The 19,650-nt window shown below is 50.7% G+C and carries 15 protein-coding genes; 1 reads left to right on the top strand and 14 read right to left on the bottom strand.

The genetic code is table 11. The features are described 5' to 3' along the window. Positions 1 to 8: 8 nt before the first annotated feature. On the top strand, positions 9 to 587 hold the full coding sequence (gene rfaH / locus ACT3TF_RS04855) for a transcription/translation regulatory transformer protein RfaH (protein WP_444671691.1): 579 nt from the start codon (positions 9 to 11) through the stop codon (positions 585 to 587). Positions 588 to 593: 6 nt separating this feature from the next. Here the strand turns inward: rfaH and rnk are convergent, their stop codons facing one another. The 14 genes from rnk to ACT3TF_RS04785 all read right to left on the bottom strand — a co-directional run bounded on the left by rnk (position 594) and on the right by ACT3TF_RS04785 (position 19,551). Next, on the bottom strand, positions 594 to 1,007 hold the full coding sequence (rnk, locus tag ACT3TF_RS04850; protein WP_096281131.1) for a nucleoside diphosphate kinase regulator: 414 nt from the start codon (positions 1,005 to 1,007) through the stop codon (positions 594 to 596). A 151-nt stretch (positions 1,008 to 1,158) separates the two neighbouring features. Beyond that, positions 1,159 to 2,511 carry an NADP-specific glutamate dehydrogenase gene (gdhA, locus tag ACT3TF_RS04845; RefSeq protein WP_442347313.1) on the bottom strand — a complete coding sequence of 451 codons (1,353 nt, stop codon included), beginning with the start codon at positions 2,509 to 2,511 and terminating at the stop codon, positions 1,159 to 1,161. Positions 2,512 to 2,794: 283 nt separating this feature from the next. Next, positions 2,795 to 3,655 carry a UTP--glucose-1-phosphate uridylyltransferase gene (locus ACT3TF_RS04840; protein ID WP_444671690.1) on the bottom strand — a complete coding sequence of 287 codons (861 nt, stop codon included), beginning with the start codon at positions 3,653 to 3,655 and terminating at the stop codon, positions 2,795 to 2,797. 99 nt (positions 3,656 to 3,754) lie between these two features. Continuing rightward, the gene (gene rfbC / locus ACT3TF_RS04835) at positions 3,755 to 4,309 is read right to left on the bottom strand and encodes a dTDP-4-dehydrorhamnose 3,5-epimerase (RefSeq protein ID WP_192535888.1); all 555 of its coding nucleotides are present in this window, start codon (positions 4,307 to 4,309) and stop codon (positions 3,755 to 3,757) included. 59 nt (positions 4,310 to 4,368) lie between these two features. Further along, the gene (gene rfbA, locus ACT3TF_RS04830; RefSeq protein ID WP_096281137.1) at positions 4,369 to 5,298 is read right to left on the bottom strand and encodes a glucose-1-phosphate thymidylyltransferase RfbA; all 930 of its coding nucleotides are present in this window, start codon (positions 5,296 to 5,298) and stop codon (positions 4,369 to 4,371) included. Between the two features lie 84 nt (positions 5,299 to 5,382). Beyond that, positions 5,383 to 6,276 (bottom strand): dTDP-4-dehydrorhamnose reductase, encoded by an 894-nt coding sequence (gene rfbD, locus ACT3TF_RS04825; RefSeq protein WP_442346141.1) that lies wholly within the window; start codon positions 6,274 to 6,276, stop codon positions 5,383 to 5,385. Positions 6,277 to 6,414: 138 nt separating this feature from the next. After that, a complete protein-coding gene (gene rfbB, locus ACT3TF_RS04820; RefSeq protein ID WP_444671689.1) occupies positions 6,415 to 7,479 on the bottom strand; it encodes a dTDP-glucose 4,6-dehydratase in 1,065 nt (354 codons plus the stop codon). Then, positions 7,472 to 9,076, bottom strand: a complete 1,605-nt coding sequence (gene pgm / locus ACT3TF_RS04815) for a phosphoglucomutase (alpha-D-glucose-1,6-bisphosphate-dependent) (RefSeq protein ID WP_444671688.1) — start codon at positions 9,074 to 9,076, stop codon at positions 7,472 to 7,474. Before pgm ends, rfbB begins: the two co-directional genes overlap by 8 nt. Before the next feature lie 141 nt (positions 9,077 to 9,217). Further along, on the bottom strand, positions 9,218 to 10,384 hold the full coding sequence (locus tag ACT3TF_RS04810; protein WP_444671687.1) for a nucleotide sugar dehydrogenase: 1,167 nt from the start codon (positions 10,382 to 10,384) through the stop codon (positions 9,218 to 9,220). 40 nt (positions 10,385 to 10,424) lie between these two features. After that, positions 10,425 to 11,519, bottom strand: a complete 1,095-nt coding sequence (locus tag ACT3TF_RS04805) for a glycosyltransferase family 1 protein (RefSeq protein ID WP_444671686.1) — start codon at positions 11,517 to 11,519, stop codon at positions 10,425 to 10,427. Beyond that, positions 11,516 to 13,138 (bottom strand): glycosyltransferase family 2 protein, encoded by a 1,623-nt coding sequence (locus ACT3TF_RS04800; protein WP_192535883.1) that lies wholly within the window; start codon positions 13,136 to 13,138, stop codon positions 11,516 to 11,518. The genes ACT3TF_RS04805 and ACT3TF_RS04800 overlap by 4 nt, the downstream gene beginning before the upstream one ends. Positions 13,139 to 13,719: 581 nt before the next feature. Continuing rightward, the gene (locus tag ACT3TF_RS04795) at positions 13,720 to 15,987 is read right to left on the bottom strand and encodes a glycosyltransferase family 2 protein (protein ID WP_193062368.1); all 2,268 of its coding nucleotides are present in this window, start codon (positions 15,985 to 15,987) and stop codon (positions 13,720 to 13,722) included. Positions 15,988 to 16,066: 79 nt separating this feature from the next. Next, positions 16,067 to 17,503, bottom strand: a complete 1,437-nt coding sequence (locus ACT3TF_RS04790) for a glycosyltransferase family 4 protein (protein ID WP_444671685.1) — start codon at positions 17,501 to 17,503, stop codon at positions 16,067 to 16,069. A gap of 122 nt (positions 17,504 to 17,625) precedes the next feature. Next, on the bottom strand, positions 17,626 to 19,551 hold the full coding sequence (locus ACT3TF_RS04785; protein WP_444671684.1) for a glycosyltransferase: 1,926 nt from the start codon (positions 19,549 to 19,551) through the stop codon (positions 17,626 to 17,628). Positions 19,552 to 19,650 lie beyond the last annotated feature (99 nt).

Here is a 19,650-nt window from a genome sequence, read left to right as displayed (position 1 = left end):
ATGATCGTATGGACGTCGACGAAAGCTCTGAAAACATAGTCTCTGAAAACATAGCCTCTGAAAACATAGCCTCTGAAAACCTGGTCTCCAAAAACCCAGTCTCCTCCTGGTATGTTATTCAGTGTAAAGGAGGCGAGTCATTTCGCGCCGCGGAGCACCTCGCTAACCAAGGTTATGAGGTGTTCCACCCGGTACTGAATGCCCAACGTAAACGTCAAGGCAAGCTAACCACTGTCGTTGAGCCCCTGTTTCCTTATTACCTGTTTATCTGTTTAGACCAGATAGTCAGCAACTGGCGACCCATTCGCTCCACCCGTGGTGTCCTTCGGTTGCTAACTTTCGGCGACAGGCCAGTGTCTGTGCCCGCATCGCTGGTCGAAACGTTACGTGCACAGCCACATCGCCAGGAAGGCATTCATAGCCACTTCTGCGCCGGAGAGAAAGTCACCATTACCGACGGCCCATTTAAAGACTTAGAAGCTATCTTCTCACGCTGCAAAGGCGAAGAGCGCGCTATCGTTTTACTCAATGTTTTGCAGCGCCCTCAGCACATCGAACTGCCTGTGGATAACTTGGTGAAATCCTAGCGTCGCCTAGCGATGAAACTGCTTTTCGCGCTCTGGCTGCCAAACGATAGCATCGATACGCAGGCGCACTTCGGTGTTATTAGGTAATGGCCACTCGATGACACTGCCGACCTTGAGGCCAATCAACGCTGCACCGATGGGGGCCATCACTGAAATTCCATCAGCCACACTGTCCAGCAAGTGTGGGTACACTAAGGTGCGAACCATGCTGCGCTCCCTAGACAAATCGGTAAAACGCACCTGGCTATTCATACTGACAACATCGTCAGGAATTTCTTGAGGATCGATAACTTCCCCACGAGACAACTCTTCTTCGAGTAGTTCCGCCACCATCAAGTCCTTGTCAGATGCATTATCAATCAAGCGCTGAAGGCGCTCGGCATCAAGACGGTTAATGGTAATAGGAGGACGCTGCCCCATGCTTACTCTCCTTAGAAAGCAACAAAATCAAAAAACTTAATTTGTTTTGAAGATGAATTAACGGTATGAAAAGCTACCAACAAAAACAGCCCTCCCCCAGAAGGGAAGGACTGTCTGCCACCAGTATAGGCGATTCACATGAGAAAGGCGATTAGGTGACGCCTTGCTCAATCATGGCATCAGCGACTTTTCGGAAACCGGCTATATTAGCCCCTAGGACTAAATTGGTCGGCTCACCAAACTCTTCCGCCGTAGTAGCGCACTGCTGATAAATATCACTCATGATTTGCTTGAGCTTTTGATCGACTTTTTCCATCGGCCAACGCTCCATGCTGCTATTCTGCGCCATTTCCAGCTGGCTCGTCGCGACACCCCCGGCATTAGCCGCCTTACCCGGGCCATAGTCAATCTTTGCTTCCAAGAAGAGGTCTACCGCCTCTGTAGTAGAGGGCATGTTGGCCCCTTCACTCACACAGCGCACGCCGTTGGCTAGCATTACCCGCGCATCGATTTCCGTTAGCTCATTTTGAGTGGCGGAAGGGAAAGCCACATCACCTTGCAGATGCCATACAGCATGACCACCCTTAGGATAATCACGCACGGAAATATAGTGCGCATCAGGCCGCTCATTGACATACGCTTCTAAAGAAACCCGCTTAACTTCTTTAAGCTCCTTCAGCAAATCAAGGTCAATACCGTCGGGGTCATGAATAGTCCCCTGAGAGTCGCTGCACGTGATTGGCTTGGCGCCTAGCTCGTAGAGTTTCTCGATGGTATAGATAGCGACATTGCCTGCCCCAGACACCAAGCAGGTTTTGCCACTTAGCGTTTCATCTCGCGCCGCCAGCATATTCTGGGCAAAGTAGACGGCGCCATAGCCCGTCGCTTCTTTGCGGCCAAGCGAGCCGCCCCAGCTAAGCCCTTTACCCGTTAGCACGCCTTCATAACGGCCTGTCAGGCGTTTGTATTGGCCAAAAAGGTAACCTATCTCACGTGTTCCCACGCCGATATCACCAGCAGGAACATCGCTATTAGGACCTATATGCCGATACAGCTCCGACATGAAAGACTGGCAAAACCGCATAATCTCATTATCGGACTTACCTTTGGGGTCAAAATCGGAGCCCCCTTTTCCTCCACCGATGGGCAAACCCGTCAGAGCGTTCTTGAAGATTTGCTCAAACCCCAAAAATTTGATGGTGCCCGAAGTAACGCTAGGGTGAAAGCGCAAGCCGCCTTTATAGGGCCCAAGCGCAGAGTTGAACTGGACGCGGTAGCCTTTATTAACCTTGACCTGACCAGCATCGTTTAACCAGCTTACGCGAAACATCACCTGGCGTTCCGGCTCAACTATTCGCTCGATAATACTGTGATCAAGATAGTGCGGAGAGCGTTCAAACAGCGGCCGCAGGCACTCAAGCACTTCTTCTGTGGCTTGATAAAATTCTGATTGGGCAGGGCTGCTTTTGGCAAGCCGAGTAAGCGTGTCGTGAACGTAAGGCATAGAGCGACATACCCTTGCAGTTTCAAAAATCAGTGGGCTGGCCAGAGCGTTGTCGTATTTAACTGCGGGCGCGTCTTCCTGCATACCCTATGCCGGTTTGGTATAACGTGTTTATGCGCAAAATTAAGACCAAAGTCTATAATATTTTGCACAAAGCTGGTGCGCAGGATAAATCAAATAAACCTTTTTTAAACGAAGAGCAGTGAAATTAAAGGCTTTCAATAATCTTCTGTTAGTATTTGGCGCTGCCTAAAAGGCAGCGCCAATGTGTGTGGCAAGAGGCTTATACGTCGTAACCTGCTTCTCGAGCGAGAACAGTATTCGCTTTCAACCAGCCCTCAATGTGACCGCAATCAAAGGTGCGGCCGGTCATGCGGAAAGCCTGCACTGAATGCCCCTCCTGCATTAAACGGTCAATCGCATCAGTCAGTTGGATCTCGTTACCGGCACCGGGTGACTGGTCACTCAATAGCTCCATCACACGGAAAGGCAACACGTAGCGCCCAATGACAGACAGGCGCGAAGGCGCTTCTTCTGGCTTAGGCTTTTCAACCACGCCACGCATATCAGCGCTTTCACCAGCATTCGGTTCGCTGCCGCCACAGTCCACAATGCCGTAGCGATACACTTCATTCTCCGGCACGGCTTCCACCATGATTTGCGCGGCGCTGTTCGCATCCCAACGCATCACCATGTCACCAAGATCACAGCGAGCATCACCCGCCTGTGGCTTGACCAGCACATCGGGCAGAATCACAGCGAAAGGCTCGTTCTGGCTTAATAAATGAGCTGCGCAAAACACCGCATGCCCAAGGCCTTTTGCATTAGGCTGACGCACGCTGGTGATTCTTAACTGCGGTGGCGCGATGGCTGCCAATACTTCCAGCAACGCATCTTTACCTTTGCTAGCCAGTGAGTCTTCAAGCTCGGCATGCGCATCGAAGTGATCTTCAATGGCGGACTTTCCGGATCGCGTTACCAGGATAATCTCATTAATACCCGCCGCCAGCGCCTCTTCCACCACATGCTGAATCAAGGGGCGGTCGACTACCGGCACCATCTCTTTGGGAATTGCCTTACTGATCGGCAATAAACGGGTACCAAAACCTGCCACGGGAATAATCGCTTTACGCACCTGCGTCATTTATAGCCTCCTTGATTAAATTACAAGTTACTTGATTCGTGAACTAGTCGAATGCCTTGCTGATACCATTTATTGGGTTACCCAGCGATAACACGCTATTCAACCATGCGAAAAGCAAGGAGCGTCAGAAAATGCCAGCCCGTCAGCATCCTTACCTGATAGTGTTGGCAGCTTACCATCCGCTAGCGGCCAATTAATCGCTAAGTCAGCATCTTGCCAATGCACGGATACCTCATCACCCGGCGCGTAATAATCCGTACACTTGTACTGAAACTCAGCTTCATTGCTGGTGACGTAGAAGCCATGCGCAAAGCCAGGAGGAACCCACAGCATATGTTTGTTTTCTGCGCTTAGCAGCACTCCTACCCATTGGCCAAATGTAGATGAGTTTGTGCGCATATCGACTGCAACATCAAACACTTCGCCACTAATAACGCGCACCAATTTTCCCTGGGGCTTCTGATATTGGTAGTGCAAACCCCGTAATATACCCTGCACAGATTTACTATGATTGTCTTGCACAAACTGATAGTTGCCACAGTTAGTTTCAAATTCACTTTGGCGAAAGGTTTCCATAAAGAAACCGCGCTCGTCGCCGAAAACTTGCGGCGTGAGCAGAACCACATCAGAGATGGCGAGCTTCTCGTACTTCATTATTAAACCGTCAATGGTGAATAGTGAGTTATGAGTGTCGAGGGATGGTAGCCATTGACTTACTTCTCGCCCGGCACTGTGTGCTTTTTACCTTTCAAAAGGCGCTGGAGATATTGACCATACTGGGTTTTGGCAAGGGGTGCTGCAAGCAAACCTAGGTGGTCGTCGTCAATCCAGCCCTGCTGCCAAGCGATCTCTTCCAGGCATGCAATTTTAAGCCCTTGCCGATGCTCAATCGTCTGAACGTACTGGCTGGCCTCAAGAAGACTGTCATGAGTGCCTGTATCTAACCAAGCAAAGCCACGCCCTAAGCGTTCTACGCGAAGACGGCCCTGCTTTAAATAGGCATTATTAACACTGGTAATTTCTAGTTCACCGCGCTCGGAGGGCTTCACAGCCTTGGCAATTTCCACAACGTCATTATCGTAAAAGTAGAGCCCGGTAACAGCATAGGTCGATTTTGGCTTTTGAGGCTTCTCTTCAATGGATATGGCTTTACCCGTCTCATCAAATTCAACGACCCCGAAGCGTTCAGGATCTTTCACCAAATAGCCAAATACTGTCGCTCCCTTCGCATGACCACTGGCGCGCCTTAACTGATCAGAGAAGTGCTGGCCGTGAAAAATATTATCGCCAAGCACTAAGCAAACAGAGCTATCACCGATAAATTCCTCACCAAGAATAAATGCTTGGGCCAATCCATCGGGGCTAGGCTGCTCAAGGTACTCAATGCTCAACCCAAAATCTTCACCGCTACCCAGTAAATTTTTATACTGAGGAAGGTCTTCAGGCGTGGAAATAACCAGAATTTCTCTGATGCCAGCCAGCATCAGCACCGATATCGGGTAGTAAATCATCGGTTTGTCATAAATTGGCAGCAGCTGTTTGGAAACACCCCGTGTAATGGGATGTAGCCGTGTACCAGAGCCACCCGCAAGAATAATGCCCTTCCTATATGCAGCGTTATGATTAATGGGAGAGGTGTTCATGGGCTAATTATCCGTCAGTATTAAGGTGTGAAAGATAAAGCGGGACTGATGAAGTTGAAGTAAGTTGCTTGTGATGCTCACTATTCACTTCTCATAAAGCTCTTTAAGCGTTAGCGATAGCTGGCTTTGCCAAGTGGGCATGGTGATGCCCAGTGCAGCTTCGAGTTTACCAAGCGCCATGCGTGAATTGAGCGGGCGCTGTGCTGGTGTAGGATAAGCTGCCGTGGCTATACTCGCTACGCGCTCAGACTTAATGGCCAGCTTTTTACCTAATAAAAGAGCATGCTCAAAAATTTCGCATGCAAATCCATGCCAGCTTGTCTCGCCTTGCGGAGACAGATGGTAAATGCCGGTTGGGATGCCAATAACGGGTGGCGAGTGGTGAGTAATTAAGGCAAGACGCGTTATTTGAGCAATAAGGCGCGCAGGAGTCGGTGCACCGACTTGATCATTGACGATGCTCAGGCCCTCGCGCTCGCAACCCAGGCGCAGCATTGTTTTCATAAAATTGTTACCGCGGGCAGCGTAAACCCAGCTAGTGCGAAAAATCAAGCAGCTCGCACCACTTTGACTAACCGCTTGGTCACCTTCTAGCTTGGTTTGGCCATAAACGCTTAACGGTGCGGTAGAACTATCTTCCCGCCAAGGAATAACACCATCCCCTGGATAGACGTAGTCGGTTGAGTAATGCACTAACGGGATATCGTGTTTAGCAGCATATCCAGCAAGCTGTTTCGGTAGCTTAGCATTAAGACATTTGGCGAGCGCAGGTTCACTTTCGGCTTTATCGACCGCTGTGTAAGCAGCAGCGTTAAGAATTAGCTCGGGTCTGTGCTCGTTTAAGTAGGCATCCACTGCATGGGCATTAGTTAAATCAAGCTCATGTCGTGTCGGTGCCAGAATAGGACCGAAGAGCGAGAACTCACGCTGAAGTTCAAAGCCGACCTGGCCGCTGCCGCCGGTTATTAAGATAGCCATAGAAACCTTATTGCTAAATGTGAGGGCGTCTTGCTAAGCAAGCTTCCTGGGAAGCCGCTATGTATCTTCTCCACGAATGTACTAGCAGAGCAGCTAAGTTAATTTACCTACAGGACATGAGGTAGCCACATACAAGTGTTAAAGGCTGCCTAGTCGTTGACCTTGATAGCTGCCATCTTGGACGCGCTTCCACCAAGTCTCATTCGCTAAATACCATTGCACCGTTTTGCGCAGGCCGGTTTCGAACGTTTCATTTGGCACCCAGCCTAGCTCACGCTCAACCTTACTAGCATCAATGGCATATCGGACATCATGGCCTGGTCGGTCAGTGACGAACGTGATCAAGTCACGGTATGAGCTTTTGCGCGGCACAAGCTCTTGCAGCAGGTCACACAGTGTTTCCACTACGGTAAGATTGGCTTTCTCGTTGTGACCTCCAATGTTATAGGTTTCGCCTACCTGACCTTCGTTAGCTACTTTAATCAACGCGCGTGCATGGTCTTCAACAAAAAGCCAATCACGAATCTGCTGCCCATCACCGTATATCGGCAGTGGCTTACCGGCTAAGGCGTTAAGAATCATCAGAGGAATAAGCTTTTCTGGAAAATGAAACGGGCCGTAATTGTTCGAGCAGTTAGTGACTAACGTTGGCAGGCTGTAAGTGCGCTGCCAAGCACGTACTAAATGATCGGAGCTGGCTTTACTAGCCGAATAGGGCGAGCTCGGCGCGTAGGAAGTATCTTCCGTGAAGAGGTCATCGGTACCGTCTAAATCACCATACACTTCATCGGTCGAGATATGATGAAAACGGAAGGCGTTAGCTTTGACAGCATCTTGTTGCTGCAAGCCGTTCCAGTAGCTCCGCGCAGCTTCCAGTAGAACAGCGGTGCCAATCACATTGGTTTGAATAAATTCTGACGGGCCATCAATAGAACGATCGACATGACTCTCTGCGGCAAGGTGCATCACCACATCAGGCTGATACTGCTCAAACAGTTGCTGCATGATATTAGCATCGCAAATATCAGCCTGAACAAAAGCATAATGTCCACTGGACTCAACGTTCGCCAGCGATTCTAAATTACCAGCATAAGTGAGTTTGTCTACGTTCACTACACGGTGATTTGTATTCTGAATAAGCTCGCGTATAACTGCAGAACCAATAAATCCAGCGCCGCCGGTAATTAAAAACATTTTACTCATCAACGGATCTCAACACACTCGACAATAACACCAGGGCACTCTCAATCAGCTCATCTAAGTGCTGCTCGCCTTTAAAGCTTTCTGCATAAACTTTGTAAAGTGACTCAGTGCCACTGGGGCGTGCGGCAAACCAGCCGCTTTCAGTCGTGACCTTAATACCGCCAATAGAAGCGCCGTTACCCGGTGCAGCGCTTAGCACAGCAGTAATAGCATCACCGGCCAGATTTTTTTCGTTCACGCTCTTTGCGCTTAACTTTTTAAACGCAGCTTTCTCTTCAGGTGAGCAGGTAGTGTCAACACGCTTATAGAAAGGTTCGCCAAAACGCTCAGTGAGCGCACGGTAATACTCACTAGGCGTTTTGCCCGTTACCGCCATGATCTCAGCCGCTAAAAGACACAACACAATGCCGTCTTTATCAGTAGACCATGCACTTCCATCGCAAGTCAGCAAGCTGGCACCAGCACTTTCTTCGCCACCAAAGGCCAACCAACCTTCATGCAGGCCTTCCACAAACCACTTAAAACCTACCGGCACTTCATAAAGCTCGCGCTGATGGGAAGCCACCACGCGATCAATCATGGAAGATGAGACCAGCGTTTTACCTATTTTCAAGGTGGCTGCCCACTCTGGGCGATGCATGATCAGATAATCAATACATACGGCTAAAAAGTGGTTGGGGTTCATCAGTCCGCTAGCATCGACAATGCCGTGACGATCCGCATCAGGATCATTACCAAAGGCGATATCGAAGCGGTCTTTAACCTTTAATAGATTGGCCATGGCAGCGGGGCTTGAGCAATCCATACGGATCTTACCGTCGTGATCCGGCGGCATAAACGCAAAATCAGGATCGATGGTGGTATTCACCACCTCAAGATTCAATTGGTAATGCGCCGCGACCGCCTGCCATACCGGCAGCGCCGTGCCGCCCATCGGGTCAGCACCCAGCGTTAGGTTCGCCTTCTGAATCGCGCTCATATCCACCACGGTGCCAAGCTGAGCCACATAATGCGCGGTGTAATCGTACTCTTGAGCGTGGGCAATTGCCTCTTCGATAGAGACGGTGAGAACATCGTCTAACTGGCGAAGCAGATATTCATTTGCGCGTTGCTCTATCCAGCCCGTCGCATCCGTGTCAGCGGGGCCGCCATGGTAGGGATTGTACTTAATGCCACCATCTTCAGGAGGATTATGTGATGGGGTAATGATCAAGCCATCGGCCAATGCGGTACTAGGCTCAATCTGACCTTGAGGACGATTATGTTGCAAAATGGCGTGGCTAACTAAGGGTGTCGCGGTGTAGCCGTGAGCTTTCTCCACAAAGACCGCCACCTTGTTAGCGGCCAGCACCTGGAGCACGCACTCCCATGCCGGGCGGGAAAGCGCATGAGTATCAAAGCCTAAAAACAGCGGCCCTTGATAGCCCTCTTCACGTCGATAGTCAACGACCGCTTGGGTGATCGCATAAATATGTGATGCATTAAACGTTCGCTCAAGTGAGCGGCCACGGTGACCGGATGTGCCAAACGAGACTAGCTCTTTAGCCACGCTAGCATCGGGCCGTTGTTCGTAAAACGCCTTTAAAATGGCTTCCATGTGTAAACTCCTTTTAACAACAAGACCCGCAAGCGATGACCACAAGTGTCAAGTCTATAATAACGAGAACCATAATAACTAAAGCCCCTGAACAAGGGGCCATACCATCATTAATGCTGCCATTTCAACGCTGCCTGTTTTTCAATCACTGCCAAACAGGTCGCGGGTATATACTTTCGCTTCTACGTCACTAAGCTCAGCCACCATTCGGTTAGTCAAGATGACGTCACACTTGTCTTTAAAGACGGCTAAATCACGCATCACGGTTGAGCCGAAGAACTTGTCGTCTTGCAATACCGGTTCATAAACAACCACCTCTACACCTTTTGCCTTAATACGCTTCATAACACCCTGCATAGCGCTGGCACGAAAATTATCCGAGCCTGTTTTCATGATAAGCCGATAAACGCCTACCACGGTCGGATTGCGGCGCAGCACTGATTCAGCAATAAAATCTTTGCGCGTGCGATTAGCATCCACAATCGCTTGTACCATATTACTCGGCACATCCGCATAATTGGCGAGCAGCTGCTTAGTATCCTTCGGCAAGCAATAACCGCCATATCCAAAGCTTGGGTTGTTGTAATGCTTACCAATTCGCGGGTCGAGACCAACACCTTGAATAATCTGCTTGGCATCTAAGCCGTGAGTTTCCGCATAAGTGTCTAATTCATTGAAATAAGCCACCCGCATTGCCAGATACGTGTTCGCAAATAGCTTAATTGCCTCGGCCTCGGTGCTATTAGTCAGCAGCACCTCAACCTCTGCTGCCAGCGCCCCTTGCTTGAGAAGGCCAGCAAAAGTCTCGCCCCGCTCAGAGCGCTCACCGACAATGATGCGCGAGGGGTAAAGGTTGTCGTAAAGTGCCTTGCCTTCACGCAAAAACTCAGGCGAAAAAATAAGATTTTGGGTACTAAAACGCTCCGAAGCACCCTTGGTGTATCCCACCGGCACGGTGGATTTAATCACCATCACTGCCTCAGGGTTAATACGCATGACTTGCTCAATAACAGCTTCGACGCTTTTAGTATTAAAATAATGAGTGTCCGCGTCGTAGTCCGTGGGGGTTGCGATAATCACGAACTGAGCACCCGCGTAGGCCTGTTCAGCATCCAACGTAGCCGTAAAGTGCAGATCGTTGCGACTTAAAAAATCTGATATTTCAGCGTCTTCAACCGGCGAGAGACGATTATTCAGCAACTCGACTTTCTCCGGCACAATATCCACTGCGACCACCTCGTGGTGTTGTGCTAACAGCATCGCGTTGGAAAGCCCTACATAGCCGGTTCCTGCAACGGCAATTTTCATACTGATAGCCCCTAAAAAACTAACCCAGAAAAGACATAAATCACTCGAAAGCGCCGTCCATTGAACGGCTGCGGCTCATCCAGAATGCCTCTGTTTTGAGCGGATCACCGATGAGCTGAGCATCTAATGCAGCCTGCTGAGCCATACGAGCCGTCGCTATTGGGTTGTCCAGTAACTGCTGTAGGCTATCGCACCATGCTGCGAGTGAGTCTTCCACCAATAGACCGTTTTCACCATGGCGTACCACCTCAGTATAGGGATAGCGATTGGAGTAAAGACCCACCCCACCCATCGCGGCAATATCCAAAAACTTAATAAACGATTTTCCTTGGTTGAACGGCGTTTCTAATAGCGGCGCCAAACCAATATGAAAGCGGTGCTGGCGTTGGTACTGTTTGAACGCTTCCCAGGGCAACGGCGCCGGTGCCCTTACCCGCGGCAGCGCTGCCAATCGTTTCGGGATATGCTGACCCAACATCACCTCAAGCTGGGTATCATCACGCTGCTGTTGGAGTGCTTCCAAGGCTGGCATGATGTGCAGTAAATCTTGAAGATGCGCCCGCGTACCGTGAAAGCCTATTTGCCAGGGCAATTGCGCAGAAGGAGAACCCGCAAAATGTTCGAGGCCTGGCAACGGCGCCAGCAACGGTGGTGTGAGTACTGAAACGTTAGGATGGCGAGGCGTAAAGTAACGAGCGAGCTGGTCGCTACAGACCACCACTTCATCGGCCAATGCCAATAAGCGCGGCTGAAGGCTAGCAATACGCGCCATGCGTTTGCGGTAGCTGCCGGGCAGCATGTTGTCAGTAGCGGCAGCGGAAATGTCATCATCAACCAGATAGACAATATAGCCAAATGCATTACGGTTACGCTCTAAACAGCGCAGCCAGCTAAGGGGAAGCGAACGGCACAGCAGCAGGTTAGCCCCAGCATAGTTGCGCATAAATGAACGCCCATGCAGCCACGCAGCGCCAAAAGCACGAGAAGCAGGAAAACGTTCGGTTCGCACGCCCTGATGATGCATGGCAGTCGCGGCCGACTCATAAAAATAGATATCCTCAGTTGGCCTTGCGCCATCGCTAAGCACCAGCCAATGCGTATCTGGCCGCTCTCTACGCCTTCCCCCTAAAATCATCGTAACGAAAAATCCTCATTTGCCAACGTCAAATTAGGATTATAGGCAGGGTCCTTATCGAGCAACGGCCCCCACTGCTCTCGCATATAGCGAGCTTCTTTCAAAGCACGGGCACGCTTTTTAGGCGTATCATCAGCACCACGGGAAATGGACTCATGGTGGTAAAGCTCAGCAAACGGTGTCCACAGATTGCGCAATCCCAGCTTATGCACCTTCAAGCACAAATCTACGTCGTTGTAAGCGACCGCTAAATCAGGCTCGTTAAGGCCACCTACTTGCTCAAACACCTCACGACGCAGTAGCAAGCATGCTGCCGTTACAGCCGTTAGGTTTTGAACAAGCTGTAGGCGACCCGCATAGCCTTCTTCGTTGTGTTGGAAAAACCGGTGCGCATGCCCCGCCACTCCGCCTATCCCTAATATGACCCCACCATGCTGAATGGTCCCATTTGGGTAATAGAGCTTCGCACCCACACACCCCACTTCCGGCCGGGATGCTTGGCTAACCATTTCTGTTAACCATTCGCCATCGATAGGCTCAACATCATTGTTAATCAGACCGATGATATCGCCTTTAGAATGCTGGGCACCAAAATTATTAATTGCAGAATAATTAAAATCGTGGTTCCAGCGCATGACTTTTACCCGCGAATCACGTTGTTCCACTTCTTCCATATAAGCCAGTGTTTTAGCGCAGCTGGACTGGTTATCTAGAATCAATAATTCAAAATGCCGGTAAGCGGTTCTCTCCAAGATAGCATCCACACATGGCTTCAGTATTTCAACACCATCACGAGTGGGTACTAACAAACTAACGAGAGGCTGAGGCGAAGGGACTGGCCACATAACCCGCGCTGAATTCACCACACGCCCAGGGACAACCTGAGCAGAGCAGCCCATCTCATTGAGGCTGAGAGACACTAGAGCCGCATAATCATTAGCAAGCGAAAGCGGGCTCGAAACTGCACGATGAAGCAGAATGCGCCCAATACTTTGTATTTTTCTAACATTACTGGCTAACACGTTAAGCGCCAGCTTAGCCTGCCAGCTGCCGATTGATGTAGCGCAAGGTAAGCCGCCGGCCGGCATTATCTCTGAGAATTTATCGCCACGTACCCATATCGCACATCCAATATAGGGCTGCGAAAGCAACAAGTCTGGGTTCCATTGGGGTTTAAAAAGCGGAGAATGTCGCATGCCTTCAGCATCTAACTGATCCTCATCGCTATAAAGCAACTCTGCATCAGGATAACCTGCCAACATGTAAAGCGCATGGGCTGATAGCTTATCGCCAGGGCTAAGAACAGACACCCACATGGAGGCAGAGAGTGTCATTTTTCGAGGCTCAGATTTTGTATCTGATATCGTAATGCGTGGGTCTTCCGCCACCATTTTTTCAAGATACGGGAGCACATCCGCGGCGCAGCCTACCGAGGGTAAAAGCACAGCTCTCCAGCTATCTAGCAATTGGAGCTGAAGGCTTTTTATCGTTTTTACAAGAGAATCAGCATCATGAATACCTGCAACAGGAATATAAAAAAGGTATTCACCTACCAGTTGCCGCGCTTGAATTTTCGTTCTTATTTTAGCCCCATCTGGTTTACTTTCGAACTCACGCACCCAAAGCCTATAATTACGGCGTGAGCACAAGCTAATGTAGGTTGACTCATACTCTCGAATGGCTGTTCGGCGCCATGACTCACCGCTCGCGCGCGCACGCAGGCGAACTTTTCTGGCAGCCTCTTGCTGTGAGATATCGCGATAGTCCTGATGAATGTTAATCAACCGCTGCAGTAAACGATCACGGGCGAACGAAGCAGTGACCCACACAAGGCGAAAGTGTGGCAATGAAAAATGTCCCTTGGCATTCATTGGCCTGAAAGCAAAGGACTTAACTCCCCAAGGCACATGCACTAGGCGCTTACTCAGTTTGCCAACCCGCAAAGGCATATCAATATTGAAGGTCCTACGACCCGCCACAAAACGAAAGCTAGCGGCCACCGAGGTTACCGAGCGGTCTACCATAAGCTCAATCATATACCAGCCGGGTAAATAGACGCCGCCCTGAGCGGTAAACTCCATGGACTCGTCTAGCGCTTCCCAGCGATGGTGATAGGCATCCCATACAACATTATCTTTAGGCGCTAGGGCTTGCTGAAATGTCAGCGTGCCGAGCACCACTTGCATATTGGCTGTGATCGTCACGCGCTAAACCACCCTACAGGAAGAAAATCATCCCACTTCCCCAATCCCCATTCCGCTAATTTCGCCTGGTCGGCTGGCCTGCGCTCAGCAAGCGCGACGGTATGTTCATCCATGCTTACGCCTTCTATTTTTTCAAGAATGGTATCTTGCAACGACCACGTTAGCTGCGGTGCCTCCACCATGAAACGAGCGTTAGTCTGCACTAGCACTACCTGGGCAGCGACAGAACCAACTAGCGATACATCAATATTGCCAGCGCTATGTACAAATACCACGCGGCGGAAAGTGCGCACTAAAAATGGAAACATCATATAGCTTGAAGAGGCACCCATTACCAAGCAGCACTGGTCAAGAAACGCAGCGCTATTTTCCCACACGATGACACGCCCGAAGTTGGGCAATCCGTTGTCATAGCGTTTTAGATCCCGGTGGTCAAACGAGCTCAAGCGCGGGGAAGCGGCCATACGCACAGGATCCAGCTTACTTCCCAAATCCCCGCGTAATCGCACAGTTTTATACTGATCCTCAGTAAACCAACGTTCGATATCTTTCAACGCGGCCAGCTCTAATCGACTCACAACCTCACAGGTAACACGCATGGCAGCTTGCTGGGTCCAATGGGTATCCGTCACGTGGTAAGCGTCATCACCCATCTGCGTTAGCAATGCCTCAGGATATAAACAAAAATCATCAGGCAACACTGTCACGACCTGATCGGCCGGTGAAATAGCGCCCATGGGATAAGGATGATAATCGCTCATCACCCGCTCCTTACTAGGGGCAACTACCATCATCACTTTCGCATTCAGCTGATGAGAAAGCGCCACCACCTGTTCAGCATAGGCAACCCACTGAGCGATAGCATTCTGACCTAACGACATATAGCCAAGGTGCTGGTAAAGACTTACGTTGGTATCTTGATCAAGAAAAAGCCAGCCCTGCTTTCCAATTAGTGCACTTGCCCGGCGTTCCGGTACTGACACATCAGGCATAAGCGTTAAACGCTCTAGCGGAATACGACGCTCCCCAGCGTCGGTAATCACCACGGCAGACAGCTCCACATTTCCTGAACGAACAGGCAGCTCGATACGAAAGTGAGCGACCTCATCAAGACAACCACTTTTATGGCCATCAATGTGATGAGCAGGAAACACGCACTCCACACCCGCTTGCCAGGTACAAGCGAGCTTCACGTTTTCTTTCTGTACCGATACTCCTACAACACTCAAGCTTGCCTGAAGCAACACACCACGCTGGGTGAGCATCACGCCCGATCGATGAGGCCATGTCCGCTTCCAGGCAGTAATGGGCGGTTCCAGTGGTAGCGTGTGTGATTGTACAGACACATAATGCGCGCGCTTCCACCAGGATAAAGAAAACGTCAGCGCTTTACGCCACCATGATTGCTCCGGCGCATTAAAAGGGACAGCAAATACGCTTGCATTAGGTAACGATAGCGACTGCAGGTAGACACTACTCGCCCACGCCTGAGCCGCATAGCACTCGCGTGCATTTCGATCAAAGCGCGCGAAATACGCCTCACCATGGGTGGTCGTCAATGTGATGTCAGTGCAATGTAGCATTTGCCCAAGCACAAACTCTTCCACTGATTTAACCGCATAGTGATTAATTCGGGCCCCCTGCCAACATACTCGACGGCTTGCGCCAGGGAGCCCATCAACCAGTTGCAGTGGCGAACCACTGCTATTAACGTAGCGGCCCGTTTTAAGTACCGCATGGCGTTCATTATCAAAATGACTAACCCGCGAAGGCCTAACGACACTTTTGTAGAATCGATTATAGCGAAAGGTACGAGAAGAACGCTGGGTAAAACGCTCAATCACTAAGCCATCGCCACGAAAGCGCTCCCCGGAAGAACCAAAACAGGCAGAGTTCAGTGCCAGAGCGCTCACATCCGAGTCACTGAATATCCCACCAAGCCAGGTACGCAGCTCGTTTGCCGGTGGCGCATTTGCTGAGCTATCTGGCGTACTGCCTTCCTCCAGTGGCAATAAAAACTCGTCCACCTCAATGAAGGCCACAAGATCTAGCGTCTTGGGGCAAGCAGCCAATAAAGAATGGTAAGCGAATAGCTCTCCTGACGCATGATCATCCCCAGAGGAACGCACCAATGTCACCAGGCCAAGACGAGAAAGTTCGCGTAAATAAGCATAAGAGCCATCACTGCTACCGCTGTCTACAATAACAAAATGCTCGACACCCACAGCCAAATGGAACGCAATCCACTCTTGCAGTGCATCCAATTCATTTTTAATAACTGCTGCAACACCTAACCGGGGCAGCGTATTCGACGTTGAAATAGTCCTTCACTCCCAGTCGTTGCTAAAAATCGTTACTAGCCGAATCACCACTAATCTGACCGGCTTCCACCGTAGCCACAGGAAATAGGTAGTTAAGTGCCTGTGCCATTGCCGCCTGATGCGCCTCAGCACCATATAAAGCGTTAGCACGCTGGCGGCCAGCATGCCCCATAGCAGCGAGTAATTTAGGGTCATTGGCTAAAATTACAACCCACTGAGCTACGCGCTGAACATCACCCAATGGGGCTAAAAAACCTGTTTTCCCATGCTCTACAAGCTCAGGCAATGCCCCCCAGTCATAGGCCACCACAGGCCTTGCGGCAGCCATCGCTTCTAATACGGTACGGCCAAAAGACTCCTGAAAATGAGAGAGGTTCACCACAACATCAAGGTTCGCCATCGCGGCCCTGGGTTCTTCTGCATAACCTCGGTGGAACAAGTTAGTTTTTTTGTTGCCCGCGGCACTGCCCACTTCAAAACGCTGCTGAAGCAAAGCATCTAGATCTGGAGTAGCTGCACCGTATAGACAGCATTCAACCTCAATGCTCTCGCATGCCAAGGCGTCAGCAAGCGCTGCAAAATCTACAAGCCCTTTTTTATGAATTAAACTTCCCATCAGCCCCACCCGCAGCGGCCGCTGCGCATCAAGCTGCACAGCAGGTACCGCTTGCCAAGCAGGCATATCCACCATATTAGGCACCACACATACCGGCACGCCTCTACCCTGAAACGCCTCTGCGGTACATTGAGAGTTCACAATTAAGCAATCTGAATGGGCAACAGCGTGCGCCACCACGCCTTCAGCCGAACTATTCAGTGCTTGGCAAAGACCAGGATCATGCGCCGGCAATTCACGAACATGCGTCATTACGGGCAAGCCCAAACGCCTAGCCGCAACCGAGGGCGCGTGCAGCGTTAGTGTGTTCATGTATACAGCGTCAGCGCTTGTGGCCCCAAGCAGCGCCTGCATCGACGCTATCGTGGAGGCGTTACTGGCCTGTTTCTCTCGCCACCAGCCATAGGGTAAGACGTACAGTGCACGGCTAACGCGCTGTAACGCTGCTAAATAAGCGGGGTTACTAGCATTAGGCACTATGACCACCGCTGCAATACCCAACTTCTCAAGAGTATCCAGCGCATCCAACAAGCTACGTTCCGCGCCATATAAACGTGGGGTAACCGTATGGGCAAATACTGCCAAGCAAGGCTGCCCAGCCAATGCTGCTTGAGCACCATCACCAGGAATGCAGGGCAGTGGATCTAACCCACGCCACCGCCCCCACCACCAGTAATGAATAACAACAGAGGAAGGCTCCCACGGTCTATTGCCACCATAACAATATCCATAACCGCTTATGCTGATATGTGGCGAGAGCTCTCGGCCTTCCGCAAGGCCGTACAATAGAAAATGGGCGAAGGCATTTCCCCCCGCAGCTGCCACATCAGGATAGTGCTGCAAATACCACTGCCTGTTAAACAAGCGTGCTGCCGCCCAAAATAAAAAGGGGTAGCGCCAGTTATACTGCCGCCACCCCTTCTTGTGCTGCCCCCAATAAAAGCTCCTGAACGCCCCCAAAAACGTCATAACACGTTTCTGCCACCACCAGCCAAATACACGGTTAATGATTCCGCCTTAGCGGCAGGAAGCGGTCTGCCCGTAAGGTCACGCACACCCTCCTGGATAGTAAGCTGCGGCACGCTATCAGGCCAATCTATGGAACCAGCTAGCGCTTGTACACGCACTTCGCGACACCGTAACCTAAAGCCCCCATGGGCAATCGCAATATCCTCTTCATGGCAAAGTTCCCACATGTCGTCTGCTAACCAGCGGGTATTAAAATCATCTGGCCTGCTCCAGGGGCAAACGACAACGTAGTAGCCTTCATGACGCAGCCGTAGAAGCGTATTCAACAGCTCCAATAATCGTGGGTTACGCACAGAAACATCTGCCACGATAGCAATATCGTACTGCATGCAGGGCTGCGGATGGTTACCAAGCGGAGTTGGAAAAAGCCGACGGACGCTGTGGTTAGACATTACGGGCACTACTTGCCTTTCCCGCCACCAAGATGCCGCTTGGTGATACAAGTGGCGCACGCCACAATGAATGGTGCGCACGTGTGTCGCTTTTCGCTGGGTTAGCGAAGCTGCCTGCACTAAGGAAAATGCCAACGGCACGTTGGTCGCTACTTTAAACAGCGCATCAGCGCCATAATGCTTCTGAAGTCGCTCTACAAATTCATTATCTGCTGCTACCGCCACCTCATCCCACATTCCCAGTATACCAAACACCTCTCGGCGAACCATCACAGAGGCAGGGTTTGGTTCTAACCAATCAGCACATAAATGCCATGGCCCCAGCGGCTGTAAGCTCTCATCTACCCGTATCCAAAACGACTGGGTCGCCATCACACTGGCATGTTGCATAAGCGCCAACGCTTGGCGTTCAATCTTTTGCGGATGCGACCAGTCATCGCTGTCATGCACCGTAACAAATGCCCCTCTGGCCGCTCTAACACCGGTATTTCTAGCGCTGTAAGCCCCTTGGTTTTTCTCATGTCGAATCAACGTAAGTCTAGGCTCTAAGCGCGCCCTCTTTTCTACCCGCTTAGCCGTGCCATCGGTACTGGCATCATCCACGACGATAACTTCAAGATTGGACCAGCTCTGTGCCAGTAACGACTTCAACGCCACACCAATCGTATTTTCTGCGTTAAAAGCGGGTACCACCACTGACACCAGCGGCATACGCCGGCTCACCTTGGTTCTCACCCGGCGTGTCTTTAACCGGCCCAAGCCATTTTTCGACTCTAGCGGTAATAACGGCACCAGTTTGCGTCGAGCGAACCACTGGTTAAGCGGTGCTAGCCGCTGCTCTAAGGGTAGATTAACAGACGCCAATGGCAGCATTACCTGATCCAGCCCATTGCCAGAAAAATGCGGTTGATCGCGTAGCGCATCTAGCTCATCTTGCTTACCTAAGCGTACATAACATTTCAGCAACGCCTGCGGAATCCACTGCTGGTAGCGACCAGCATCGCCTTCCGCCAATGTTTGTAAATAAGTAAGCGCTTGTTCGTAACGAGATTGGCCATAATACCAACCGGCCAAATACCACAGCGCTGCCGGCTGCCCCTGGCCTGCCAGTACCTGCAATTTAGGAATAGCTACACCCGCGTGGCCATGCCATGCCTGATGGTGCAACCAAACAGCTTGGTCTTGAAACACGGGAAAATCACTAATATGTCTATTAGCAGCTGGCAAACGCCCTTCGTGAATGCCATAACGTAAGAAGTGCAGCACCGGGTTCACTTTTGCCCGCCCTATGTCCACATAGCGGGAGGTATACCACTGGGCGTCAAACCGCGGGCTAGGGGTTAACCCCGCACGCCAGCCCAAACGCAAGAAATGCAGCTCCGGCCTAACCCATAGCCACCGCTGCCAAGCAGGCATTTGGGTTCGATAATAGCGCCGATCGAATTCGCCATGTTGTGTTAACAAACGCATATCGCTGCGCTCTTTTGCACTGGATAGTGGATAAAGCGCTTTAAAAAAAGAAATAATGGTCACTAATAATCAACAACTCATCAGTAGGTGAACAATGCC

The organism is Halomonas sp. AOP25-F1-15, from assembly GCF_052378675.1.
In the GTDB taxonomy this organism is placed as follows: Bacteria; Pseudomonadota; Gammaproteobacteria; order Pseudomonadales; family Halomonadaceae; genus Vreelandella; species Vreelandella casei.
Note: the sequence above shows the minus strand (reverse complement) of the source record. Positions and strands in the feature narration are given on the sequence as shown.